Here is a 23,211-nt window from a genome sequence, read left to right as displayed (position 1 = left end):
GCAGGAATTGCTGATTGAAGGTTCTCATGAGCGCAGTACCACGCCGCTGTCGTCTTCCCACCACACGTAGACCTTGTCGTCCCAGGTCGGACGCGCGCCACGGCGTTCGGCGTTGGCCATGAACGACTGGACGATCTTGCCGCCGGGCAGTTCGACGTAGAACACCGAGTGGCCGCCGAGGTAAGCGATGTCATGCACCTTGCCTTCGGACCAGTTGTAGCGGACCTCGGGCTTGATCGTGCTGACGAGCATTTTTTCCGGGCGGATGGCGTAAGTGATCGACTTGTCCTGCACCGAGGTGCTGACGCCGTGGCCTACGTAGATCTTCTGCTGCAAGTCCGGACTGTGGATGATCGCGTGACCTTCCAGGTCTTCCACCACGGTGCCGTCGAAGGCGTTCACGTTGCCGATGAATTCGCAGACCATGCGGCTGACCGGCGCTTCATAGATGTCCACCGGGCTGCCGATCTGGGCGATCCAGCCCAGGTGCATGATCGCGATGCGCTCGGCCATGGTCATGGCCTCTTCCTGGTCGTGGGTCACCATCACGCAGGTCACGCCGACGCGCTCGATGATTTGCACCAGTTCCAGCTGCATCTGCGAACGCAGTTTCTTGTCCAGCGCGCCCATCGGCTCGTCGAGCAGCAACAGCTTCGGACGCTTGGCCAGGGAGCGGGCGAGGGCGACGCGCTGACGCTGGCCGCCGGACAACTGATGGGGTTTGCGTTTGGCGTATTGGGTCATGTGCACCAGACGCAGCATCTCTTCGACCCGGGCGTCGATTTCGCTGGCCGGCAAACGGTCCTGCTTCAAGCCGAAGGCAATGTTCTGCGCCACGGTCATGTGCGGGAACAGCGCGTAGGACTGGAACATCATGTTGATCGGCCGCTCGTACGGCGGCATGTCGGTGATGTCCACGCCGTCGAGCAGAATCCGCCCTTCAGTCGGGCGCTCGAAACCGGCGAGCATGCGCAGCAGGGTCGATTTGCCCGAGCCGGAGCCACCGAGCAGGGCAAAGATTTCGCCCTGATGGATCTCCAGGGACACATCGTCCACGGCGGTGGTTTCGTCGAACTTCTTGGTGACACGGTCGACTTTCACCAGAACCTTTTTTGGTTGCTGGTGGCCTTCAAGTGCCTTCCGGTAAGTGCTGGAGGCGTTTGCCATGTGAAACTCCCAACAGGTTTCGTTCGCTCGGCCAACGTGGCCGGGCTTAAGTGGATTGCAAGCCTGTAAGCGCAATGTCAGTCGTTACACATCCCTCTGTAGGAGTGAGCCTGCTCGCGATGAGGCCATCTCAGTCGACATCTTTTTTGACTGGTCTATTGCTATCGCGAGCAGGCTCACTCCTACAGGGGAATTGCGCATGCCTGACTGACCTTGCACTGCCGAGGTCTTGGTCGGCGCCGCCGTCCTGGCTGCCTGGGTCGTACTTGTTGTTATTACGGTTTGTTGTTTTCACGGATGACGGATGCGCACACGCGCAACCGCCGACCCCGTGGGGGCAGTAAACAGTGTTGAAATCCTGGGTGGTGTCAGCGCTGGTTGCGTCGCGCCGCCCGTTGCCGGCAAGCCTCACCGAACGCCTGGAAAATCTTCAGGTAGTTCGGGTTGTCCAGTACCTGCCATTCCGGGTGCCATTGCACGCCGAGGGCAAAGGTCGGGCTGTGCTCGACCGAGATCGCCTCGATCAGGCCATCCGGCGCCACGGCTTCGGCACGCAGGCCGGGCGCGAGGCGGTCGATGCCCTGGCTGTGAATCGAGTTGACCTGGAACTCGCCCGGCAACGCCAGCGCTTCGAACACGCCACCGGCCAGCACCGTGACGGCATGCGCCGGTGCGTACTGCACGGCCACGTCCGGACTGTCGGCTTCGCGGTGATCGAGCATGCCCGGCAACTCGTGCACCTTCTGGTGCAGGCTGCCGCCGAAGGCTACGTTCATTTCCTGGAAGCCACGGCAAATGCCGAGTACCGGAACGCCCGCCGCAATGGCTGCACGCAATAAAGGAAGGGTGGTGGCGTCCCGCGCCGGATCGTGATCCGTGCCGGGGGCGCTGGCCGGGCCTTGATAGTGGAAGGGTTCCACATTCGAGGGCGAGCCGGTCAGCAACAGACCGTCGAGTTGACCGAGCAGGTCTTCGATTTCAGTCAGTTTGCCAAGGGAAGGAATGACCACGGGAAGACCCTGAGCGCCAACGCTGACAGCACGTACGTACTTGTCGCCGCTGATGTGATAAGGGTGCAGGCCAATCTGTTTGACGCACGCAGTAACGCCGATCAATGGCTTGAATGCCATTTTTATTCACCTCGAAGTTTGACACTTGAACGAGCTTTTCCGGAGCTTAGCCTCGTTGATTTTAATTAACAACTGCCATGTAAAAAATTCTAAACGCCGTTCATCAAATCTTCATGATTCCAGGCCTTGTGGCGCCTGCATTGACACGCAAGTGTTAAAAAAAGCCCGAAAAATAAACGCTGAACGGCCAGGTGTTCGCTATTGACTTCACTTTGCCTTTCGGATTGACTGGCTCGGCGAAACAGCAGTGAACATAATAATTAACAGCTAAATAGGTGCATCATGTCGGTCCCTCTGCGTGCCGTTCAACTCAACGAAGCAAACGCATTCCTTAAGAAATATCCTGAGGTTTTGTACGTCGACCTTCTGATTGCGGATATGAACGGTGTGGTGCGCGGCAAGCGCATCGAACGCACCAGTCTTCACAAGGTTTACGAGAAAGGCATCAACCTGCCGGCCTCGCTCTTCGCCCTCGACATCAATGGCTCCACGGTGGAAAGCACCGGCCTGGGTCTGGACATCGGCGACTCGGACCGCATCTGCTACCCGATCCCGGGCACCCTGAGCATCGAGCCGTGGCAGAAGCGTCCAACCGCCCAATTGCTGATGACCATGCACGAGCTGGAAGGTGAGCCGTTCTTCGCCGACCCGCGTGAAGTGCTGGCCAACGTCGTGCGCAAGTTCGATGAAATGGGCCTGACCATCTGCGCCGCGTTCGAACTCGAGTTCTACCTGATCGACCAGGACAACGTGAACGGCCGTCCGCAGTCGCCGCGTTCACCGGTTTCCGGCAAGCGCCCGGTGTCGACTCAGGTGTACCTGATCGACGACCTCGACGAATACGTCGACTGCCTGCAAGACATCCTCGAAGGCGCGAAAGAGCAGGGCATCCCGGCTGACGCCATCGTCAAGGAAAGTGCCCCGGCGCAATTCGAAGTCAACCTGCATCACGTCTCCGATCCGATCAAGGCCTGCGACTACGCCGTTCTGCTCAAGCGTCTGGTGAAGAACATCGCCTACGACCACGAGATGGACACCACCTTCATGGCCAAGCCGTATCCGGGCCAGGCGGGCAACGGTCTGCACGTGCACATTTCGATCCTGGACAAAGAAGGCAACAACATCTTCGCCAGCGAGGATCCCGAGCAGAACGCCGCGCTGCGACACGCGATCGGCGGTGTGCTCGAGACCCTGCCTGCGCAAATGGCTTTCCTCTGCCCGAACGTCAACTCGTACCGCCGCTTTGGCGCGCAGTTCTACGTGCCGAACTCGCCGAGCTGGGGCATCGACAACCGCACCGTGGCGGTCCGTGTGCCGACCGGTTCGGCCGACGCCGTGCGCATCGAACACCGCGTCGCCGGTGCCGACGCCAACCCGTACCTGTTGATGGCCTCGGTGCTGGCCGGTATCCACCACGGTCTGACCAACCAGATCGAACCGGGTGCGCCGGTGGAAGGCAACAGCTACGAGCAGAACGAGCAGAGCCTGCCGAACAACCTGCGCGACGCATTGCGCGAGCTGGACGACAGCGAAGTCATGGCCCGCTACATCGATCCGCTGTACATCGACGTGTTCGTCGCGTGCAAGGAAAGCGAGCTGGCCGAGTTTGAGAACTCGATCTCTGACCTTGAGTACAACTGGTATCTGCATACGGTGTGATGGTTTCGGCCCTCAAACGCCAAGAGCCCCTCACCCTAACCCTCTCCCGGAGGGAGAGGGGACTGACCGGGTTGCCTTGAGATATCCGGCGACCTGAAAGTTCCAGTCGATTATGGATTCGGCAAAGATTTTTCAGGTCGGCGGAGATTCTGAACATCCCCCAATCGGTCCCCTCTCCCCCCGGGAGAGGGCTAGGGTGAGGGCAGCCATCTCAAGCCAGACGCAACAATCCGACACCCCCAATTCCCCCTTGTCGAGCCACAACAATGACCAACACCCGCAACGACTGGGAACAACGCTTCCAGTCCCTGAGTATCGAATCCCGCGCCTTCATCAACGGTGAATACCGCCCGGCGATCAGTGGCGACACCTTCGAATGCCTGAGCCCCGTCGACGGCCGTTTCCTCGCCTCCGTGGCCAGCACCGATGAAGCCGACGCCAACTTCGCCGTCGAAGTCGCGCGCCAGTCGTTCAATTCCGGCGTGTGGGCCAGCAAGGCCCCGGCCGAACGCAAGCGCATCCTGATCCGCTTCGCCGATCTGATCCTGCAGCACCAGGAAGAACTGGCGCTGCTGGAAACCCTCGACATGGGCAAACCGATCAGCGACTCGATGAGCATCGACATCCCGGCGACCGCCAACGCGATCCGCTGGAGCGCTGAAGCCATAGACAAGATCTACGACGAAGTCGCCGCCACGCCGCACGACCAACTCGGTCTGGTGACCCGCGAGCCGTCCGGCGTCGTCGCCGCCATCGTGCCGTGGAACTTCCCGCTGATCATGGCCAGCTGGAAGTTTGCTCCAGCATTGGCAGCGGGTAACTCGTTCATCCTCAAGCCTTCGGAAAAATCGCCGCTGACCGCGATCCGCATCGCCCAACTCGCGCTGGATGCCGGTATACCGAAAGGCGTGTTCAACGTCCTGCCGGGTTTTGGCCACACCGTTGGCAAGGCGCTGGCGCTGCACATGGACGTCGACGTGCTGGCTTTCACCGGCTCCACCGCGATTGCCAAGCAACTGATGATTTATGCCGGTCAGAGCAACATGAAACGCGTCTGGCTCGAAGCCGGGGGCAAGAGCCCGAACGTGGTGTTTGCCGACGCCCCGGACTTGCGCGCAGCAGCCCAGGCTGCCGCCGGCGCCATCGCCTTCAACCAGGGCGAAGTGTGCACCGCCGGTTCGCGTCTGCTGGTCGAGCGTTCGATCCGCGAGCAATTCATTCCGCTGCTGGTGGAAGCGCTGCAAGCGTGGAAACCGGGGCATGCGCTCGACCCGGCGACCACCGTCGGCGCGGTGGTCGATCAGCGACAGCTGGACAACGTGCTGCGCTACATCAGCATCGGTCGCGAGCAGGGCGCCGAGCTGATTGCCGGCGGCCAGCGCACCCTCGAAGAAACCGGGGGCCTCTATGTGCAGCCGGCGATCTTCGATGGCGTGACCAATGCGATGACCATTGCCCGCGAAGAAATCTTCGGCCCGGTGCTGTCGCTGATCACCTTCGACACCGTTGAGGAAGCGCTGCAGATCGCCAACGACAGCATCTTCGGCCTCGCCGCCGGCGTCTGGACCAGCAACCTGAGCAAGGCGCACACCTTCGCTCGCGGCTTGCGTGCCGGCAGCGTGTGGGTCAACCAGTACGACGGCGGCGACATGACCGCGCCGTTCGGTGGCTACAAACAGTCGGGCAACGGTCGCGACAAATCGCTGCATGCGTTCGACAAGTACACCGAACTGAAAGCGACCTGGATCAAGCTCTGATTTTCTAAAGCGGTGGTCGCCTTTGACGGGCGACCTTCGGAGAACAATAAAATGAAACAACAACACGTAAACAGCTACTACGCCGCCACCCGTAATGAAGTCATCGACTTCCCGACCCTTGAAGAGTCGGTCGAGTGCGATGTCTGCATCATCGGCGCCGGCTACACCGGCCTGTCCTCAGCGCTGTTCCTCACCGAGGCCGGCTACAAAGTGACGGTGCTGGAAGCGGCAAAAGTCGGCTACGGCGCCAGCGGCCGCAACGGCGGGCAACTGGTCAATTCGTACAGCCGCGACGTCGACGTGATCGAAGAACGCTACGGCGACAAGACGGCAGAAATCCTCGGCAGCATGATCTTCGAGGGCGCCGACATCATCCGTTCGCGCATCAAGGAATATGACATCAAATGCGACTACCGCCCGGGCGGTATTTTCGCAGCGATGAACAAGAAACAACTCAACGGTCTGGCCGAGCAGAAGCGCAGCTGGGAGCGTTACGGCAACCGCAATCTGAAGATGCTCGACGCCGCTGACATTCGTCGCGAAGTCGGCTCCGACGCCTACGTTGGCGGCCTGCTGGACATGCAGGGCGGTCACGTTCACCCGCTGAACCTGGCGCTCGGTGAAGCCGCAGCCATCGTGCGTCTGGGCGGCAAGATCTACGAGCAATCGGCTGCCGTGGAAATCAAATACGGTGAGCCGAACGTCGTGCGCACCGCCAAAGGCCAGGTGCGCGCCAAGTACCTGCTGATCGCCGGCAACGCTTACCTGCCGCAAGGCCTGGACAACCGCGTGACCGCCAAAAGCATGCCGTGCGGCTCGCAGATCGTCGTCACCGAACCGTTGACCGAAAAGCAGGCGCGCAGCCTGATCACCAACAACTACTGCGTCGAAGACTGCAACTATCTGCTGGATTACTACCGCCTCACCGCTGACAACCGTCTGCTCTACGGCGGCGGCGTGGTCTACGGCGCGCGCGAACCGGATGACATCGAACAGCTGATCCGCCCGAAGATCCTCAAGACCTTCCCGCAGCTCAAAGACGTGAAAATCGACTACCGCTGGACCGGCAACTTCCTGCTGACCATGTCGCGCATGCCACAATTCGGCCGCATCGAGAAAAACGCCTACTACATGCAAGGCTACAGCGGCCACGGCGTCACCTGCTCGCACCTGGCCGGCAAACTGATCTCGGAGATGATCCGCGGCGACGCCGAACGCTTCGACGCCTTCGCCTCGCTGCCACACATGCCCATGATCGGTGGCCGTACCTTCTCGGCTCCGCTGACCGCTCTCGGCGCCGTCTACTACTCGCTGCGCGACCGCTTCGGCATCTAAGTTACCTCCCCGGCGGCGGTCCCCAAGACCCCGCCGGTTTTTTTACCTGCCAGTGCATGCACCATCCATCTGACGGAAACACCACAGATCAAATTGTAGGAGTGAGCCTGCTCGCGATGAGGCCAGTGCAGCCACCCTCACTCCCGCTGACACACCACAAAACCTGTGGGAGCTGGCTTGCCAGCGATAGCGGTCTTTCAGCAAAAGGGATGTTGAATGTGCCACCAATCGCTGGCGAGCCAGCTCCCACAGGTTTTGCATTTACTTCGCAATTAGCACCAGCAGGCTCTTTTGCCCCACCGTCCATCGAACCTGCTGAGCAACACCGGCAAACGTGATTTAATAGCCGCCTTTCACGGTTCCGGGACACGGGAGCAACGTGATCCGCGCCTCGCGCGGCACCCGCCACCCACCCCCATTGCCCTTAAGTACTACTCACATAAGGCTGTCATGGATACGGGTTCTCGACTCAAACTAGTACGCGAAAGCTACAAACTCTCCCAGCGCGAGCTGGCCCGGCGTAGCGGCGTGACCAATGCCACCATCTCCCTGATCGAACAGAATCGCGTCAGTCCTTCCGTCAGCTCCCTGAAAAAGCTGCTCGAAGGCATCCCGATGTCCCTGGCCGACTTCTTCACCTTCGACCAGCCCCCGCGCGAACACCAATACGTCTTCCGCGCCAACGAACAACCCGACCTCGGCCGCCACGGCCTGCGCCTGCTGCTGATCGGCGCCTCGGTCCCAAGCCGCCAGATGCGTTTACTGCGCGAGCAATACGCACCGGGTGCGAGCTCCGGGGAAGAGCCGATCGTGCATGCGGAAGGCGAGGAGTGCGGACTTGTTACGCGTGGCACGGTTGAGTTGACCGTGGATGGGCAGGTGAGCGTTTTGAATGCGGGGGATGGGTATTATTTTCCGACGACGCTGCCGCATAAGTTCCGGAATATCGGGGCGGATGAGGCTGAGATTATTAGTGCGAATACGCCGGCTAACTTCTGAGATCCGGTAATTATAAGGAATGATAGGAAGCCGTCGTTGATAGGGAGCCTAGGCTGTGGCAGTAAATAAAACAATTGAATTCTTCAATAAGCTACTAAGTGAGCGTCATAACGATCTAAAGGTGTCAGCGGAAGCACTGATTTTAGAGCTGGCGGGCGATGATTATGAGCAAAAAAGAACACTGGCTCAAAAAACTTATGATCTCGCTTTTACGCTGAGTTCGATTATTCCTGGGGCGGATGTTCCGAACTGGCTTAGAGAGGTTCTGGGTTGCCTCGAAAGCTATATTTCAGGGCGCTGGACTGGTGGTTATTTTATAAAGCAATACTACAAACTTCTTCCTTTAGTTTTAAATCATCAGTGGGGACTAGATGATGAGGAAAACTTTGCGTTGGATTTTGACGGTGTATTTGAGCTTTACAGAAAAGAAAGTCGCCTACCTGAGCTATTCGATAAAATCATTGCTCTGCTTGAATCGATCAAAGACAGTGGGGAGATCGATAGTCTGAATATGATGGAGGCATTGGCGAAAATTGTTGCGACCCTGAAAAGCGGTAAGGAAGGGTCGTATTTTTCGTTGGATGGTGCTTGGAAGTTTCTTATGAGCTTTGCCAGTAATTACCTTTGGGCTGAGTTGGAAAAAGTACCATTGTTGGGCACAGCCTTCGAGGCGCTGAGGAAAACAGTTGAAGAAACCGACAGGGAAATGGAAAAACTGCACACGTCGGTCCAGCAAGAGTTAGATCGGAAAGTTAAGCAGGAAATCAGGATGTTTCGTAATACGGGTATTGGTTTTATTTCCTATAGCCGTCAAGGCGGTTTGCTGGAAGTCAGTACGCCATCGAGTGCGGATGTCGATATTCAAGCCTGAGTTCAGTGTCATGTAAAAACGGAATCAAGTAGGTGGCGGATTTATTTGTGCAAGTCCGTCACCTTCAAGTTTTTTAGCCAAAGACACCCAACCCTCGTTGCTCTATAACTCGAAACACATCACTCACGTCCTGCACCATGATTCTGGCGATGTTGGTGACTGTGTTGATGTCATGGTCGGCGTGATCGGGAAGGTGGATGCAGGCCATGAGGTCGAGGTATTTAAGCACGGCGTTCAAGCGTTCGGAGACGCAGGCGTGGAGCTCGGGTAGTGGGGCGTTAGTGTCGATGAGAAGAACGGGGTGGTCGGTGGCGGGGTGGGACATTTTTGCGTAGTGGTGGAGCGGCTTGTCCGTAGGCATAAGTAAAACTTCCTCGTATCTGGGAGAGAAGCCACTGCCATTCGCTGCGAGTCGAAGGGTGGTAGCCATGTGCGGGTTCGCAGACCGAGGATACGAGGAACCCGGCAGACCCGAAGGTCTCCCACACACAGCCACCATTGAACGGATTTTCGGACGCTGATGCGACCGCCGCCGTTTTTTTGGGGGCGCTAGGTTACTACACGTATCGTCGGGGCTGCGAAACCCTGTCTCTGAAAAGTCAGCGACGACACCACTCTAGTCAGCCATTTCAGCCACAACAACCGACCTGTAGGACGCAAAACCAACCCTGTGGCGAGGGAGCTTGCTCCCGCTCGGCGACGCAGTCGGCGTATTCCGGCGCATGCGGTGGACCTGGAGAAAAGGACTGGCCGGTTTTGGGTCTGCTTCGCAGCCCAGCGGGAGCAAGCTCCCTCGCCACAGGTGGTGTTTTCCTACGAAGTTTTCAGACATCGAATTTCGTGAGTTTTTTTGAGGATGACCTTTCGTCCTCAGCTCACTGAAAAAGCTGCTCGAAGGCATCCCGATGTCCCCGGCCGACTTCTTCACCTTCGACCAGCCCCCGCGCGAACACCAATACGTCTTCCGCGCCAACGAACAACCCGACCTCGGCCGCCACGGCCTGCGCCTGCTGCTGATCGGCGTCTCGGTCCCAAGCCGCCAGATGCGCTTGCTGCGCGAGCAATACGCGCCGGGTGCGAGCTCCCGGGAAGAGCAGATCGTGCATGCGGAAGGCGAGGAGTGCGGGCTGGTGACGCGTGGCACGGTGGAGTTGACTGTGGATGAGTCGGTGAGTGTGTTGAATACCGGGGATGGGTATTACTTTTCTACGACGTTGCCGCATAAGTTCCGGAACATTGGGGCGGATGAGTCTGAGCTTATTAGTGCGAATACGCCGTCGAATTTTTGATAAGTGTTTGGTTGGTCTGCCATTATTGAATTTTCGTCCAGTATTGCAACGATAGTATGTATGTTGGCGCTTGAAAGTGCTTTCTGCAGTTGTCGAGTCGGAAAAACATTTAAAAACGGTATTATTGCAGGCCTGATCCAACTGCGACGCTTCGCGCTTTCATGGAAGTGGTTTAAGTGATAAGACTTTTTTGTTTGATTTACGAAATCTTGAATCACCTACCCAAAAGTCGACAGTGACGGCTTTTCGGTAGGTGTCAAAGGTTGTCATAGGTAAATTTCAGACGCTCTTCCCGAGTTTCCAGGGTCCGAGTGAGTCCTCATTTTTCGAAGCATTGAATCCGTGTTTTTCGGGAGCCTGATTGAATTCTTCTGCTGGAACAAATTTTCCCGTCCAAGATTGGTACCACCAGCCGGCCTTTACTTGGTCGGGACAAATCATTTTCATTTTTTCTGGAATGTTATCTAGAATTTGCGTGTCTCCATAATCGTATTCGGTTGACACAACTTGTAACGCATCATGTTTCTCGTTTGCGACTAAATAGGCAATTTTCGGTTTAGTAGCCATCTCGATTTCTCTCCTAGAAGCAAAGATTTTTGACTCGCACTTCACTCTATGATTAAGCTCAAGCTATATACACCTGTAATAATTGACAGGTTTTTAGCTTTTTTTGCTATAGGTAGAAATCATTTGCGGAATATGGAGTTTTGTCGAATTACGATGTTTAAACTCTTCTCTGCCGAAAAAGGTGACGGCCGAAAAAGATGACTGATCTATTTTCATTGAGTCGTTTTCACATAAGGCTGTCATGGATACGTGTTCTCGACTCAAACCAGTACGTCTCCCAGCGCGAGCTGGCCCGGCGTAGCGGCGTGACCAATGCCACCATCTCCCTGATCGAACAGAATCGCGTCAGTCCTTCCGTCAGCTCCCTGAAAAAGCTGCTCGAAGGCATCCCGATGTCCCTGGCCGACTTCTTCACCTTCGACCAGCCCCCGCGCGAACACCAATACGTCTTCCGCGCCAACGAACAACCCGACCTCGGCCGCCACGGCCTGCGCCTGCTGCTGATCGGCGCCTCGGTCCCAAGCCGCCAGATGCGTTTGCTGCGCGAGCAATACGCGCCGGGTGCGAGCTCCGGGGAAGAGCCGATTGCTCACTCGGAAGGTGAGGAGTGTGGGTTGGTGACGCGGGGAACTGTTGAGTTGACCGTGGATGGCTCGGTGAGTGTTTTGAATGCGGGAGATGGGTATTACTTTCCGACGACGCTGCCGCATAAGTTTCGCAATATTGGGGCGGATGAGGCTGAGATTATTAGTGCGAATACGCCGGCTAACTTCTGATTGATGCTTTAGGTAAAAGCCATACGCTGTAAGTAAATCCGACGCCTTGTTGAAGGGCGTCGGATTTTTTTTGAGTCGAGGAAAGGTTTGTAGGTTTGATGGTTTTTATTTGTAGGATCACTCTGAATTAATGCGTGATGATGCGAGGTTTATGGTGTTATGAGTTTTCGTGCATGTTTACATTGGTGTTGATAATTGTGCGCTTCTTTCTTGGTTGGTCAGGATTTTGTTTTTTGGAACTCAATTAATTGTTTTTAATGGTTTAATGCGGGTGGTGTCGTGAAGTTGAGCATTCGATTTCTGTGTCAGGTTGTCCTTCTGTTCTTTTTAACTGTCGCATTTAGCTATATTTTCGCGATGGTTCTAATAAATTTTATGAGTCAGATTTTACCGCTGGAAGGACTGATCAGGAAATTTGCTGAGGGCTTCATGTTTCTGATTTATCTGTATGTAAATTTATTCTACTGCTTTCCCGATCAGGTAGCTGAGTTGCGAGGTCGACATGCTGGGTCTAGACGCTATCCTGCTTGGGTAAGGCATTTCATCGCTGGCAGTTGCGCACTTATATTTGAAGAGGTTGCTTATTACTTTATTAGCGATACTTGGAGTTTTTCAGAACTGCTGTATAGGTTACTGAGTATTTCGGTGTTCTTCGCTTTTTACGGATATTTTATGTCCGGGAAAGAATTTAAAGGTGGACGGTGATTTTTGTTGTTGGTTTGTTGTGTGACTTCGTTGTCGATGTTTCTAATAGTGATGCCGTCAATCAAGGCCTCAAAAGCGAGCGATACTTTCCCCATTCTCTTATAGGCCCGCTCATAATTCATAGGGTCGCGAATGAATAGCTCCACTGAGTCGGGTTTTCGAACTGGTTGAAGTATGCTGAATATAGAGAGCCCTATGTCAACACCAAAATAGGCAATATTTCCATGGGAAGAGTCACCCGCTAAGAATTGATAGATTTTGCGGATTGGACCAACTACCGCTGGGTTTTCAGGGCCGTAGTAAATGTTTGCTAGTCCTTCATAGATATTGTTAGCTCCATGTAATGAATAGGCGGTGCCGGCCACTGCGTTTTTTGGTGTTCTGGAAGCGAAATATACTGAGGCGATGTGGATTTGCATCATCCCCGCGGCAACACCTACACCGTTCTGAGCATAGAACGATACTTTGTTCAATAAATCAGAGTGTTCTTCCCTGAGCTCCTGCAGCCCTTGTTTGGCGCTCATAAAACCTTCATCCACCGCCCGAATAACCTCATTCGCATAAGACGAAACGATCTCGCTAAACCGGAGTTGGCTGAAGCTATCGTACAACTGAGTCGCGCCGATCTGGCACCCGAATGCGACCAGATCGGAAGCAGCGCGGGTGACGTCGTTGATGTCACACGAATCCTCATTCATCGTCATTTCCCCACGTGCTGTAGCCGCACGTGCCTGCCTGAATGTGCGTCCAACTGATCTCTCGGTAAGTGAATGACACCAGTTCCTGTGGCTGTGCGTCGTTCAAGTGAATGGCATGGGGGACCTGGAGGTTGATGTGGGCGATTTTTGCGCCGCTTATGTGGATTTTGAAGTATTTGTCTTGCGTGCCAACGGGGGAGGTTCGGTAGAAAAAGATGGTGCAGTCCAGCACTTCGCGTTCGTGAAGTGCTGCGGAGAGGAGGGGAGAGGATTTGTCGATGTTCTTGGTGATCATGATCGGCAAGTGCTTGCCACGGTCGGCAGTGACGCCGCCGTTATTGCCGGTGGTCATGTTGTGGGAATAGGCCAGGACCATGATCTCGTCGAGGTGACCTAACTGACATTTGTTGCCGATTGAGTTTGTGTCGGAGCAACCGGCGGAGATCAAGCCTTGACGGTTTCCGGTAATGCTCATGTAGCTGTGGTTGGCCATGGAAGCTCTGCTTTATTGACTGGAAAACTCTTGTTTGAAGAGTAACCATCAACTAAAGCCGGGACAGTGAGGCGCTGGTTCGCTATTGGTGAAGTTCAGACGCGTCTTACAAGGGGCGCGGAACTCAGGAGGTGATTATTCCCAAGTGCCAACGACGTTATCGCTGGTTGGATGACCGGGCGTTTATGAAGTTGGCACTTTGGCAATTTGTTGGTTATCAGGCTGGCGCGTCGAAACCTCGCTGCTCGATTACCCGAAACACATCACTCACGTCCTGCACCATGATCCTGGCGATGTTGGTCACAGTGTTGATGTCATGTTCGGCGTAGTCGGGGAGGCTGGTGCAGGCGATGAGGTCAAGGTATTTGAGGACGGCGTTGAGGCGTTCGGCGAGGCAGGCGTGGAGTTCGCGCAATGGGGCATCGGCGTCGATCAGGAGGACAGGGCGGTCGGTGGCGGGGTGGGACATGTGCGCGTAATGGTGGAGCGGTTTTTTGATCGTCATGGGTTGCACTCTTCAATGGGTCGGAAAGTGCCACCTTTCTGCTGCGAAACAAATGGGTGGCAGCTGTATGCGGGTTCGCAGACCGGAGAAGAGTCAAACCGGCAGACCCGAAGGTCTCCCACACACAGCCGCCATAAAATGAAGCGGTGGCGGATTTTGCCACAGTTGTCATTTAGCGGTGTGTGCCACTTCTGAGGGCTGCGAAACCCATCGCTGACTGCAGTCATCGACAGCCCCACTCTAGTCAGCCATTTCAGCCACAACAACCGACCTGTAGGACGCCAACCCAACCCTGTGGCGAGGGAGCTTGCTCCCGCTCGGCGACGCAGTCGGCGTATTCCGGCGCATGCGGTGGACCTGGAGAAAAGGACTGGCCGGTTTTGGGTCTGCTTCGCAGCCCAGCGGGAGCAAGCTCCCTCGCCACAGGTGGTGTTTTCCTACGCGTTTTTCAGACTCAAAAATCTGCGCGGATCTTATTTGGTTGTTTGAACTTTCCTCAAAAGCGATGTCAATTTGATGGCGTGTCGCGACGCTCATTGAGAATGGATCAAGCAGTGCCAGGCTGATTCCTGGCAACCCAGGGAAGTGTGAGATGAAACTGATTTTTGCGATGTTATTGATGTTCAGCGGTTACACGTTTGCCAGTTGTTCCAGCATCAGTGACAGCGATCAACGCAACTATTGCCAGGCCACGCAGGAAGGCAGTACCTGCTCCTCGATCCGGGATAGTGATTTGCGAGCGTCCTGTGAAGCTGAGAAGGGCAGTACCTGTTCGAGCATTCACGACAGCGACCAGCGTGCTTACTGCGAGGCAAAAAAGGGCAGCACGTGTTCCAGCATTCATGATTCGGATTTGCGCGCAATGTGTGAGGCTGAGAAAGGCAGTACCTGCTCCAGCATCCATGACAGCGATCAGCGTGCATTTTGTGAGGCGAAGAAGGGCAGCACGTGTTCGAGCATCCATGATTCGGACCTGCGCAATCAGTGTGAAGCAATGAAGCGCTGATTGATCCGCTGCCTCCATACGTAAAAAGGGACACCCAATGGTGTCCCTTTTTCATGGGCGACAGAAACGTGATTCCCGGACTGCCCAGTCAAACTTTTCACTTGTCACCACCCGGTTCATCGTCAAAGGTTCCCCCCATTGGCACCACGTCGTAGACTGCGAAACGAGTTGTAACACCTCTCCCACGGACGGAACCGCGCATGATCGAAATCGGCAGCCGCAACAACGCCCCCAAGGAAATCCCATGACCCAGACACTCGAACGCGCCATCGCCATTGCCGCCACCGCGCATGCCGGGCAGGTGGACAAGGGCGGTGCGCCGTACATTTTGCATCCGCTGAAAGTCATGTTGCGCATGAGCACGCTGGAAGAACGCATCGTCGCCGTGTTGCACGATGTGGTCGAAGATTGCGGTATCAGCCTCGAGGACTTGCGCAAGGAAGGTTTCAGCGAAGAGGTGTTGAGCGCTATTGCGTCGGTGACCAAGGTGCCGGACGAGTCCTACGAGGATTTTGTCGACCGGGCGGCGCAGAACCCCATCGGGCGGGTGGTGAAACTGGCGGATCTGGAAGAGAACAGCGACCTGTCGCGGATTGCCTCGCCGAGTTGGGAGGATCTGGAGCGGATCGAGAAATACCGCCGGGCGATTGGCCGGTTGCGCGCGTAAGAACGAATACACCCCTGTAGGAGCTGCCGAAGGCTGCGATCTTTTGATCTTGCTTCTAAAAATAAAAGCCAAAAGATCGCAGCCTGCGGCAGCTCCTACAGGAGAGTGGGATACCTCAGGAAATAGCCAGGAAGGCGACTATGAAATCCATTCTCTGTTTGTTGATGGCTGCCGGTTTCGGCGCGCTGTTGCAGTTCGAAGGCGTGCCCCATGGTCTGCTGTTGGGGTCGATTGTTGTCACCGCATTGTTCGCCAGCAAAACCGGCATTGCGCCGGCAACGCCTTATGGACTGGGCTACATCCAGGTCACGCTGGGCATCGCCACCGGGCTGATGTTCGAGGCGTGGGACAGTGCGACGGCGTCGGCGATGCTGCCAAGCCTTGGCGTGCTACTGATATGCCTGACCGTACAGATCGCCCTCGCCGGATGGTGGCTGACACGCGGCGCGGGTTGGAATCGCACTGATGCGCTGTTGGCGGTTTATCCCGGCGCACTGGCAGCGGTGTTCGATTTACTCGAGTCGGAGAAGGCCTCGAGCAAGGTCATCATCGTGCACCTGATGCGCTTGCTGCTGATCACCGTGCTGGTCAGTTTGCTGATTCCCGGCCAAACGGCCATCGCGGTTGCCGTCGGCGATCCCTTGACCACGGGCATGGCATTGACCGCGCTTTCGGTGATCGCGCTGAGCGTGCTGCTTGGGCGCTTGCTGCTGGTAATCGGCGTCCCGGCGCCGTTCATGCTCACCGCGATCATCATCACGGCGGTGTTTGTGAAGTCAGGATGGCTGCACGGTTTTCACATGCCCGACTGGAGTTTGAACCTGGCAGCACTGATTCTCGGTGTGCGGATCGGTTCAAGGTTTCAAGGCCTTGGCGTCGCGGAGCTTGGGCGTCACGGCCGTACGGCTTTGGTTTCGGTCGGCTTGATGATCGTGGTCGCGGCGGCATTTGCGGAAGTGGCGGCACGCTGGTTGGGCAGCGATGCACTATCGCTTTGGCTGGCCTACATGCCAGGCGCGATCGAGACGATTGCGATTGTCGCGTTTGGTGGCGGGCTGAATGTGGTGTTTATCCTGACTCATCATTTGAGCCGGATGGTGCTGCTGCACTTTGCGCCAGCGTTGTTGGTGCAGGTGCGGCGCGCGCGCGAAGAAGCTTGAAGCCCCTCTGTGGCGAGGGAGCTTGCTCCCGCTGGGCTGCGAAGCGGCCCCAAACCGAGAGACCGCGGAATTTCAGGTTTGCCGGGGGCGCAGGTTTTGCGGCGACTGCGTCGCCGAGCGGGAGCAAGCTCCCTCGCCACAAGGGTTCGGCTACCTCTAGAGCGTGTGCGCTGCAAAGCTCTCAAGACCGCGTGCTCCGCGACTCATCCTGACGTGTGAGCGCAAATAGTTGCGAGACAATCTGACGCCTCAAGCATGGCCCAGGGCAATCGCAAACGACACGACGATCATGCACGCAAACGCAAAATTGAGATTCATCCGCTGTTCATCCTGAGCCTTTTTAAAGTGGGGCCATTCTGAACAGGCGCACTGCAAAGAAAAAATTCGGCGTGTTGATTCCAATGATCGAAACAATTGATACCGACTGGATTGTGTTTGCCCGGGGCTTTCGCTAGCCTCGGCAAACCTGCAACTACAAGCATAAACAGGCACAACCATGCACGATCATTCGGTCACCGAACTGCCGTCCCTGCGCCGGCAGAAAATCCTTCTGATTCTCGAACGCGACGGCAAGGTCATGGCCTCGGAGTTAAGCCAGCACTTTGCCGTGTCCGAAGACACCATCCGCCGGGATCTGGCCGAACTGGACAACGCCGGGCTGGTGCAGCGGGTGCACGGCGGCGCACTGCCAAGGCCCAAGGACAGCGGCAAGGATTACTTCACTCGTCTGGAAGAGACTGACGAGGTGAAGGTGCGGCTGGCGCAACGGGCGGCGCAAGAGGTCGAGGACGGGCAGATCGTGCTGTTCGATTCCGGCTCGACCACGTTGCAGGTGGCGCGCTCGTTGCGCGCGGATATCCAGATCACGGCGGTGACCGCCGCACCGATGACGGCCATTGCCTTGTCCGAGTACAAGGGGGTGAAGGTGATTCTGGCCGGAGGGCAATTGAATCCGCGCACGATGTCGGCCGGCGGGCATGAGGCGGTGCGGTTGCTGGCCGGGATCAAGGCGGATCTGGCGTTTACCGGCGTCTGCGCGATTCACCCGGAGGTGGGCATCACCTCGCTGCACTTCGATGAAGTGCCGGTGAAACAGGCGCTGCTCGACAGCGCGGCGCGGGTGATTGCGGTGACCACGGCGGACAAGCTGGGGGCGGTGGAGCCGTTTGTGGTGGCCGCGTGCACGCGCCTGCATACGCTGATTACCGAGCGGCATGTGGCGTCGGGGAGTGTCGAGGATTATCGGCGGTTGGGGATTGTGGTCGAGCAGTTGGCGGATTGAGATTTTGTGGTGGAGCTGATGGCCTCATCGCGAGCAGGCTCACTCCTACAGGGGATCGCATTCCAAAATGTAGGAGTGAGCCTGCTCGCGATATGGCCAGTGCAATCACCGCAACTTTTCGAGCATTTGGTAATACCACATCCCCGCCGCCAGCAACGGGTTACCGAGCAAATCCCCCATCGGCACGCGGATGTGCTGGCACTGCGCAAAGGTGTCGAACTGTTCCATCTGCCCGGTGATCGCCCGGCTCATGATTTCGCCCATGATGTGCGTGGTGGCGATGCCGTGTCCCGAGTAGCCCTGGCAATACCAGACGTTGTCCGAGAGCTTGCCCAGTTGCGGGATGCGGTTGATCACGATGCCCATCGCGCAGCTCCACTGGTAGTCGATCTGCACCCCTTTGAGCGCCGGGAAAGTCTGCTCGATGCATGGGCGCAGTTCCGCGGCGATGTCCCGTGAGTCCTTGCCGCTGTAGTTGGCGCCGCCGCCGAACAGCAGACGACCGTCAGCCGTAAGACGGTAGTAGTCGAGGACGAAACGGCAGTCGTACACCGCCAGATCCTCGGGGTTGATCTGCCGTGCCAGATCACCGAGCGGCGCGGTGGTGACGATGCCGCCCATGGCCGGGAAAATCTTGCCCTTGAGCTGGCCCGGTTCGAGCTTGTGATAGACGTCGCCAGCGAGCATCACCTGATTGGCATCGATCTGACCGTGGGCAGTGCGCACGCCAGGCGTATCGCCGTGAATGATCTCCAGCACTTCGCTGTTTTCGAAGATCAGCGCACCGAGACTCTCCGCCGCCCGCGCTTCGCCGATGCACAGATTGAGCGGGTGCAGGTGCATGTTGCGGGTGTTCTTGATTGCGCCGTGGTAGAGCTCGCTTTGCAGCAAGTCGCGCACCTGGCTGCGGTCGAGCAGGCTGACTTCATCACCCAGGCCACGGCGCACGGCTTCTTCGTAATCCTGACGCAAACCCTCCATGTGGCTCGGCTTGTAGGCCGCGTGCAGATGGCCGTGCTTGAGGTCGCACTGGATGGCATATTTCTCGACCCGCTGCCGGATGATTTCGTGCCCGCGCCAGCGCAGATGCCAGATGAAATCGTCGACCTCATCACCCAGCTTCGGGCGCATCTGTTTGCGCATCGCGCCGTCGCCGGAGAGGCTGCCGGTGACTTGCCCGCCATTGCGCCCGGTGGCGCCCCAGCCGATTTTATTGCTCTCGACGATGGCGACTTTCAGGCCTTTTTCGGCGAGCTCGACGGCGGTGGCGACGCCGGTGAAGCCGCCGCCGATGATCACCACGTCGACTTGATGCCGGCCTTGCAAGGTCGGGTAGTCGGTGTCCTGGTTGAGGGTGGCGGTGTAGTAGGAATTGCAGCGTTGGGTCATGTCAGTGTCCACACAAAATTCGAGTTCGGTACGCGGTCCCCTGTAGGAGTGAGCCTGCTCGCGATAGCAGTGTGTCAGTCAAATCAGTGTTAACTGACAGATCGTTATCGCGAGCAGGCTCACTCCTACAGCGGGATCAGTGGTGAGTCTTCAGGCTTCGGTCAGATACCAACGCCAATCCTGCTCACCCACCTCGGCCATGAACTGCCGGTACTCGGCGCGTTTCACCGCCAGGTACACCCCGAGAAATTCCTGGCCCAGAGCATCCCGTGCCCACGCGGAATTCTCCAGCGCCTGTAGCGAAGTCAGCCAATCGGTCGGCAGCAATTGCTTGGCTTGCGCATAGCCGTTGCCCTCGACCGGCGCGCCCGGATCAAGATGTTCGCGAATGCCGCGATGGATCCCGGCGAGGATCGCAGCTGCCGCCAGATATGGGTTGGCGTCGGCGCCGCAGATGCGGTGTTCGATGTGCCGGGTGTTGGCCGGGCCGCCGGGCACGCGCAGGCTGACAGTGCGGTTGTCGACGCCCCAGGTTGGCGCCAGCGGTGCGTAGCTGTTGGCCTGGAACCGGCGGTAGGAGTTGGCGTTGGGGCAGAACAGCAGCAGCGTATCGAGCAGCGAGGCGAGCATGCCGCCAATTGCCGTGCGCAGCAGCGGGGTGCCGGCCGGGTCTTCGGAGGCGAACAGATTTCGGCCCGCAGCATCGGCAAGACTGACGTGCATATGCATGCCGGTGCCGGCCAGATCATCGAACGGTTTGGCCATGAACGTCGCTTGCATGCCGTGCTTGTGCGCCACGGCTTTGACCAGGCGTTTGTAGCGCACCGCCTGATCCATCGCCTGCAGGGCATCGCCGTGTTCGAGGGTGATTTCCACCTGGCCCGGCGCGTATTCGGAGATCGCCGTGCGCGCCGGAATACCGTGCAGTTTGCAGGCGCTGTAGAGGTCGGCGAGGAACGGTTCGATCTGCTCCAGCTCGCGCAAACCGTAGACCTGCGTGTGTCGCGGTCGCCCGCCGTCGGCGTCCAGCGCCGGCTGCGGACGGCCGTTGTGGTCGCGTTTGGCGTCGAGCAGATAGAACTCCAGCTCGCACGCCATCACCGGGTGATAACCCTCGGCCTTGAGGCTGTCGATGACCTTGATCAGCAGGTGACGCGGGTCGGCAATGCTTGCCGGCATGCCCTCGGTCGGGTGCATGCTGACCTGCACCGCTGCAGTCGGAATCTGCCGCCACGGCAGGCGCACCAGACTGCCTTCGAGCGGGTAGGCGCGGCAGTCGATGTCGCCGACATCCCACACCAGTCCGGAGTTCTCGACGTCTTCGCCCTGCACGGTCAGGCCGAGGATGGTGCTGGGCAGCGGGCGACCGCTTTCGTACACGGCGAGCAGTTCTTCGCGGTGCAGCAACTTGCCGCGCGGCACGCCGTTGGCGTCGAGGATGAACAGCTCGATCATGTCGATATCAGGGTTCTGTTCAAGGAACAGGCGTGCGTCTTCGATGGCTGCGAATTTCATGGTCAATCACTCACGATGGCGCCGCACAGGCGCGCAGAGTCGGGCCGGACGCATAAAGGGCGTCCCGGCAGGGATTTCAAATGCAGATCAGTCAGAGGTGACACAGAACCTGTGGCGAGGGAGCTTGCTCCCGCTGAGGCGCGAAGCGGCTCTCGCTGTTTGATTCAGGGGAGGGGACTGCTGCGCAGTCCATCGGGGATGAATCCCCTCGCCACAAATGGATCTTTTCTGACTGACAGAAATCAGCAGGCGATATCCGGCGGGCGTGCGGAGTGACGCAGCTTGGAACGGCGCAGGGCCATGGGGAGATTGACGATGCGATTCATGCGCGGCCCCTGTGACAGAGGGCGCACACAGCGGAGACGTTCAACCTTTCTGGTTGTTGTGGTGACGTACTCATAACGCGTGTTTCCGTTGGCGGAAAACGTCGGTGGCGGGGCAGGCCCGTCGACCGGTGTGCCCGGATAGTAAGGGGCAATCTGCGGGCGTGTAAACCGCTGATTGTGCCCCTGTACCGTTGGCCAACGCTCAGCGCAGCAGGTGGAAGCCCAGCCCGGCAAGGGCGCAAACGATCAACACTTCAATCACGCCGCGTTTGAAAAGAAACAGCGCCAACGCCGCCAGCAGCGCCAGCCCGATCGAAAACAGATCCGGCTGCCCGGCAAAACCGCTCGGCCAGAACACGTGATATGCGAAAAAACACGCCAAGTTGAGAATCACCCCGACCACTGCCGCAGTGATCGCGGTCAACGGTGCGGTGAACTTCAGTTCATTGTGCGTTGATTCCACCAGCGGCCCGCCGGCGAGGATGAACAGGAACGAGGGCAGGAAGGTAAACCAGGTCACCAGCGTCGCCGCCAGTGCACCGGCGGCGAACGCATGTTCCGCGCCAAATGCCGGTTGCACGTAACCGCCGATGAAACCGACAAACGCCACCACCATGATCAGCGGCCCGGGTGTGGTTTCGCCGAGGGCGAGGCCGTCGATCATCTGTGTCGGCGTCAGCCAGCCGTAATGCCCGACCGCGCCCTGATAGACATACGGCAACACCGCGTAAGCGCCGCCAAACGTCAGCAGCGCGGCCTTGGTGAAGAACCAGCCCATTTGCGTGAAGGTGCCGTCCCAGCCGAACAGCGCAGTCAGCAGCGCCATCGGCAAACACCATAGCGCCACGCCAACCAACAGCAAGCGCCACAGCTTCGGCAGGCTGAATCGCGCATGTTCAGGCGTCGGCGTGTCGTCATCGATCAGCGCCGGGCCGAAGGATTTTGCGTTGCTGCGATGCCCGCCATTGCTGAAGCGCTGCGGCGCCAGTCGCCCACCGAGATAACCGATCAGCGCCGCCCCGAGCACGATCAGCGGGAACGGCAGGTTGAAGGCAAAGATCGCCACGAATGACGCCCCGGCGATGGCCCACAGCCAACTGTTTTTCAGCGCCCGCGAGCCGATGCGATGCGCCGCGTGCAACACAATCGCGGTCACCGCCGGTTTGATTCCGTAGAAAATGCCGGCCACCACCGGCACGTCGCCGAGCGCGATATACAGCCACGACAGCGCAATCAGGATGAACAGCGACGGCAGCACGAACAGCGCCCCGGCGATCACCCCACCCCAGGTGCGATGCAACAGCCAGCCAATGTAGGTCGCCAGTTGCTGGGCCTCGGGGCCGGGCAGCAACATGCAGTAATTGAGCGCATGCAGGAATCGCCGCTCGGAGATCCAGCGCCGGCGCTCGACCAGTTCCTGATGCATGATCGCGATCTGCCCGGCCGGGCCGCCAAAGCCGATGCAGCCGAGCTTGAGCCAGAAGCGCCAGGCTTGGCGCAGGGTGACGGGAGCGGGGCGGGGCAGGTTGTTGGGCGCTGTGCTCAAACGAAACTCCGGAGTTTAATCCTGGCGGAGTGGCTATCTAATCAGACTTTCAACCCTCACCCCAGCCCTCTCCCAGAGGGAGAGGGGGCCGACCGAGGTGTCTGGCGTCATCCATCGACCTGAGAGATCGAGTCGATTATGGATTTGATCTTAAGCCATACGCCTGCGCGTGAAGGGGCCGACCGAGGTGTCTGGCGTCATCCATCGACCCGAGAGATCGAGTCGATTATGGATTTGATCTAAAGCCATACGCCTGCGCGTGAAGGGGCCGACCGAGGTGTCTGGCGTCATCCATCGACCTGAGAGATCGAGTCGATTATGGATTCAGAGCCAATCTTTCAATTCGGTGAATTTCTTCAATATTCCCCA

Annotated in this window: 19 protein-coding genes and 2 pseudogenes; 11 read left to right on the top strand and 10 right to left on the bottom strand. The window is 57.8% G+C overall.

Annotated elements, in window-relative coordinates; all coding sequences use genetic code 11:
* Positions 1 to 24: 24 nt before the first annotated feature.
* Both potA and J5M57_RS01260 read right to left on the bottom strand, forming a co-directional pair.
* Positions 25 to 1,167, bottom strand: coding sequence for a polyamine ABC transporter ATP-binding protein (gene potA / locus J5M57_RS01265; RefSeq protein ID WP_003226103.1), 1,143 nt, complete (start codon positions 1,165 to 1,167; stop codon positions 25 to 27).
* Between the two features lie 368 nt (positions 1,168 to 1,535).
* Positions 1,536 to 2,297: a gamma-glutamyl-gamma-aminobutyrate hydrolase family protein gene (locus J5M57_RS01260; protein ID WP_064588042.1), complete on the bottom strand. Its 762-nt coding sequence runs from the start codon at positions 2,295 to 2,297 to the stop codon at positions 1,536 to 1,538.
* Between the two features lie 282 nt (positions 2,298 to 2,579).
* Here J5M57_RS01260 and J5M57_RS01255 point away from each other — a divergent pair, with 282 nt between their 5' ends.
* From J5M57_RS01255 to J5M57_RS01235, 5 genes are all read left to right on the top strand, one after another.
* Positions 2,580 to 3,956, top strand: a complete 1,377-nt coding sequence (locus J5M57_RS01255; protein WP_064588041.1) for a glutamine synthetase family protein — start codon at positions 2,580 to 2,582, stop codon at positions 3,954 to 3,956.
* Positions 3,957 to 4,222: 266 nt separating this feature from the next.
* Complete coding sequence (locus J5M57_RS01250; protein WP_207849858.1) at positions 4,223 to 5,713, top strand: aldehyde dehydrogenase; 1,491 nt, start codon at positions 4,223 to 4,225, stop codon at positions 5,711 to 5,713.
* 51 nt (positions 5,714 to 5,764) lie between these two features.
* A complete protein-coding gene (locus J5M57_RS01245) occupies positions 5,765 to 7,048 on the top strand; it encodes an FAD-binding oxidoreductase (protein WP_169841320.1) in 1,284 nt (427 codons plus the stop codon).
* 450 nt (positions 7,049 to 7,498) lie between these two features.
* Complete coding sequence (locus J5M57_RS01240; protein WP_003226097.1) at positions 7,499 to 8,047, top strand: cupin domain-containing protein; 549 nt, start codon at positions 7,499 to 7,501, stop codon at positions 8,045 to 8,047.
* Positions 8,048 to 8,102: 55 nt separating this feature from the next.
* Entirely contained in the window at positions 8,103 to 8,918 is an 816-nt protein-coding gene (locus J5M57_RS01235; protein WP_207849857.1) for a hypothetical protein, read from the top strand.
* Positions 8,919 to 8,991: 73 nt separating this feature from the next.
* On the opposite strand, the gene J5M57_RS28885 is transcribed toward J5M57_RS01235, so the two are convergent.
* On the bottom strand, positions 8,992 to 9,279 hold the full coding sequence (locus J5M57_RS28885) for a fructose-bisphosphate aldolase (RefSeq protein WP_243435278.1): 288 nt from the start codon (positions 9,277 to 9,279) through the stop codon (positions 8,992 to 8,994).
* 511 nt (positions 9,280 to 9,790) lie between these two features.
* Here J5M57_RS28885 and J5M57_RS01225 point away from each other — a divergent pair.
* Positions 9,791 to 10,207, top strand: a pseudogene (locus J5M57_RS01225) (cupin domain-containing protein); the annotation flags it as partial.
* A gap of 279 nt (positions 10,208 to 10,486) precedes the next feature.
* Here the strand turns inward: J5M57_RS01225 and J5M57_RS01220 are convergent.
* Complete coding sequence (locus J5M57_RS01220) at positions 10,487 to 10,774, bottom strand: hypothetical protein (RefSeq protein ID WP_207849856.1); 288 nt, start codon at positions 10,772 to 10,774, stop codon at positions 10,487 to 10,489.
* Positions 10,775 to 11,015: 241 nt separating this feature from the next.
* Here J5M57_RS01220 and J5M57_RS01215 point away from each other — a divergent pair.
* Positions 11,016 to 11,550 (top strand): annotated as a pseudogene (locus J5M57_RS01215) (cupin domain-containing protein).
* Between the two features lie 659 nt (positions 11,551 to 12,209).
* Here J5M57_RS01215 and J5M57_RS01210 read toward each other — a convergent pair.
* From J5M57_RS01210 to J5M57_RS01200, 3 genes are all read right to left on the bottom strand, one after another.
* A complete protein-coding gene (locus tag J5M57_RS01210; RefSeq protein ID WP_207849854.1) occupies positions 12,210 to 12,953 on the bottom strand; it encodes a DUF4225 domain-containing protein in 744 nt (247 codons plus the stop codon).
* The gene (locus J5M57_RS01205) at positions 12,946 to 13,446 is read right to left on the bottom strand and encodes an Hcp family type VI secretion system effector (protein WP_207849853.1); all 501 of its coding nucleotides are present in this window, start codon (positions 13,444 to 13,446) and stop codon (positions 12,946 to 12,948) included. Before J5M57_RS01205 ends, J5M57_RS01210 begins: the two co-directional genes overlap by 8 nt.
* Before the next feature lie 217 nt (positions 13,447 to 13,663).
* Positions 13,664 to 13,951 carry a fructose-bisphosphate aldolase gene (locus J5M57_RS01200; protein WP_207849852.1) on the bottom strand — a complete coding sequence of 96 codons (288 nt, stop codon included), beginning with the start codon at positions 13,949 to 13,951 and terminating at the stop codon, positions 13,664 to 13,666.
* A gap of 592 nt (positions 13,952 to 14,543) precedes the next feature.
* Here J5M57_RS01200 and J5M57_RS01195 point away from each other — a divergent pair.
* From J5M57_RS01195 to J5M57_RS01180, 4 genes are all read left to right on the top strand, one after another.
* The gene (locus J5M57_RS01195; RefSeq protein ID WP_064588035.1) at positions 14,544 to 14,957 is read left to right on the top strand and encodes a hypothetical protein; all 414 of its coding nucleotides are present in this window, start codon (positions 14,544 to 14,546) and stop codon (positions 14,955 to 14,957) included.
* Between the two features lie 244 nt (positions 14,958 to 15,201).
* Positions 15,202 to 15,624: an HD domain-containing protein gene (locus J5M57_RS01190; RefSeq protein ID WP_207849851.1), complete on the top strand. Its 423-nt coding sequence runs from the start codon at positions 15,202 to 15,204 to the stop codon at positions 15,622 to 15,624.
* A gap of 140 nt (positions 15,625 to 15,764) precedes the next feature.
* The gene (locus J5M57_RS01185) at positions 15,765 to 16,784 is read left to right on the top strand and encodes an AbrB family transcriptional regulator (RefSeq protein WP_207849850.1); all 1,020 of its coding nucleotides are present in this window, start codon (positions 15,765 to 15,767) and stop codon (positions 16,782 to 16,784) included.
* A gap of 496 nt (positions 16,785 to 17,280) precedes the next feature.
* Complete coding sequence (locus J5M57_RS01180) at positions 17,281 to 18,066, top strand: DeoR/GlpR family DNA-binding transcription regulator (RefSeq protein WP_207849849.1); 786 nt, start codon at positions 17,281 to 17,283, stop codon at positions 18,064 to 18,066.
* 105 nt (positions 18,067 to 18,171) lie between these two features.
* Here the strand turns inward: J5M57_RS01180 and J5M57_RS01175 are convergent, their stop codons facing one another.
* The 3 genes from J5M57_RS01175 to chrA form a co-directional block, all read right to left on the bottom strand.
* Positions 18,172 to 19,455, bottom strand: coding sequence for an FAD-binding oxidoreductase (locus tag J5M57_RS01175; protein WP_207849848.1), 1,284 nt, complete (start codon positions 19,453 to 19,455; stop codon positions 18,172 to 18,174).
* 150 nt (positions 19,456 to 19,605) lie between these two features.
* Positions 19,606 to 20,970 (bottom strand): glutamine synthetase family protein, encoded by a 1,365-nt coding sequence (locus tag J5M57_RS01170; protein ID WP_207849847.1) that lies wholly within the window; start codon positions 20,968 to 20,970, stop codon positions 19,606 to 19,608.
* 528 nt (positions 20,971 to 21,498) lie between these two features.
* Entirely contained in the window at positions 21,499 to 22,842 is a 1,344-nt protein-coding gene (gene chrA, locus J5M57_RS01165; protein WP_169841327.1) for a chromate efflux transporter, read from the bottom strand.
* Positions 22,843 to 23,211: the final 369 nt, after the last annotated feature.

This window comes from Pseudomonas sp. 86_A, assembly GCF_017491705.1.
Classification (GTDB): domain Bacteria; phylum Pseudomonadota; class Gammaproteobacteria; order Pseudomonadales; family Pseudomonadaceae; genus Aquipseudomonas; species Aquipseudomonas koreensis.
Note: the sequence above shows the minus strand (reverse complement) of the source record. Positions and strands in the feature narration are given on the sequence as shown.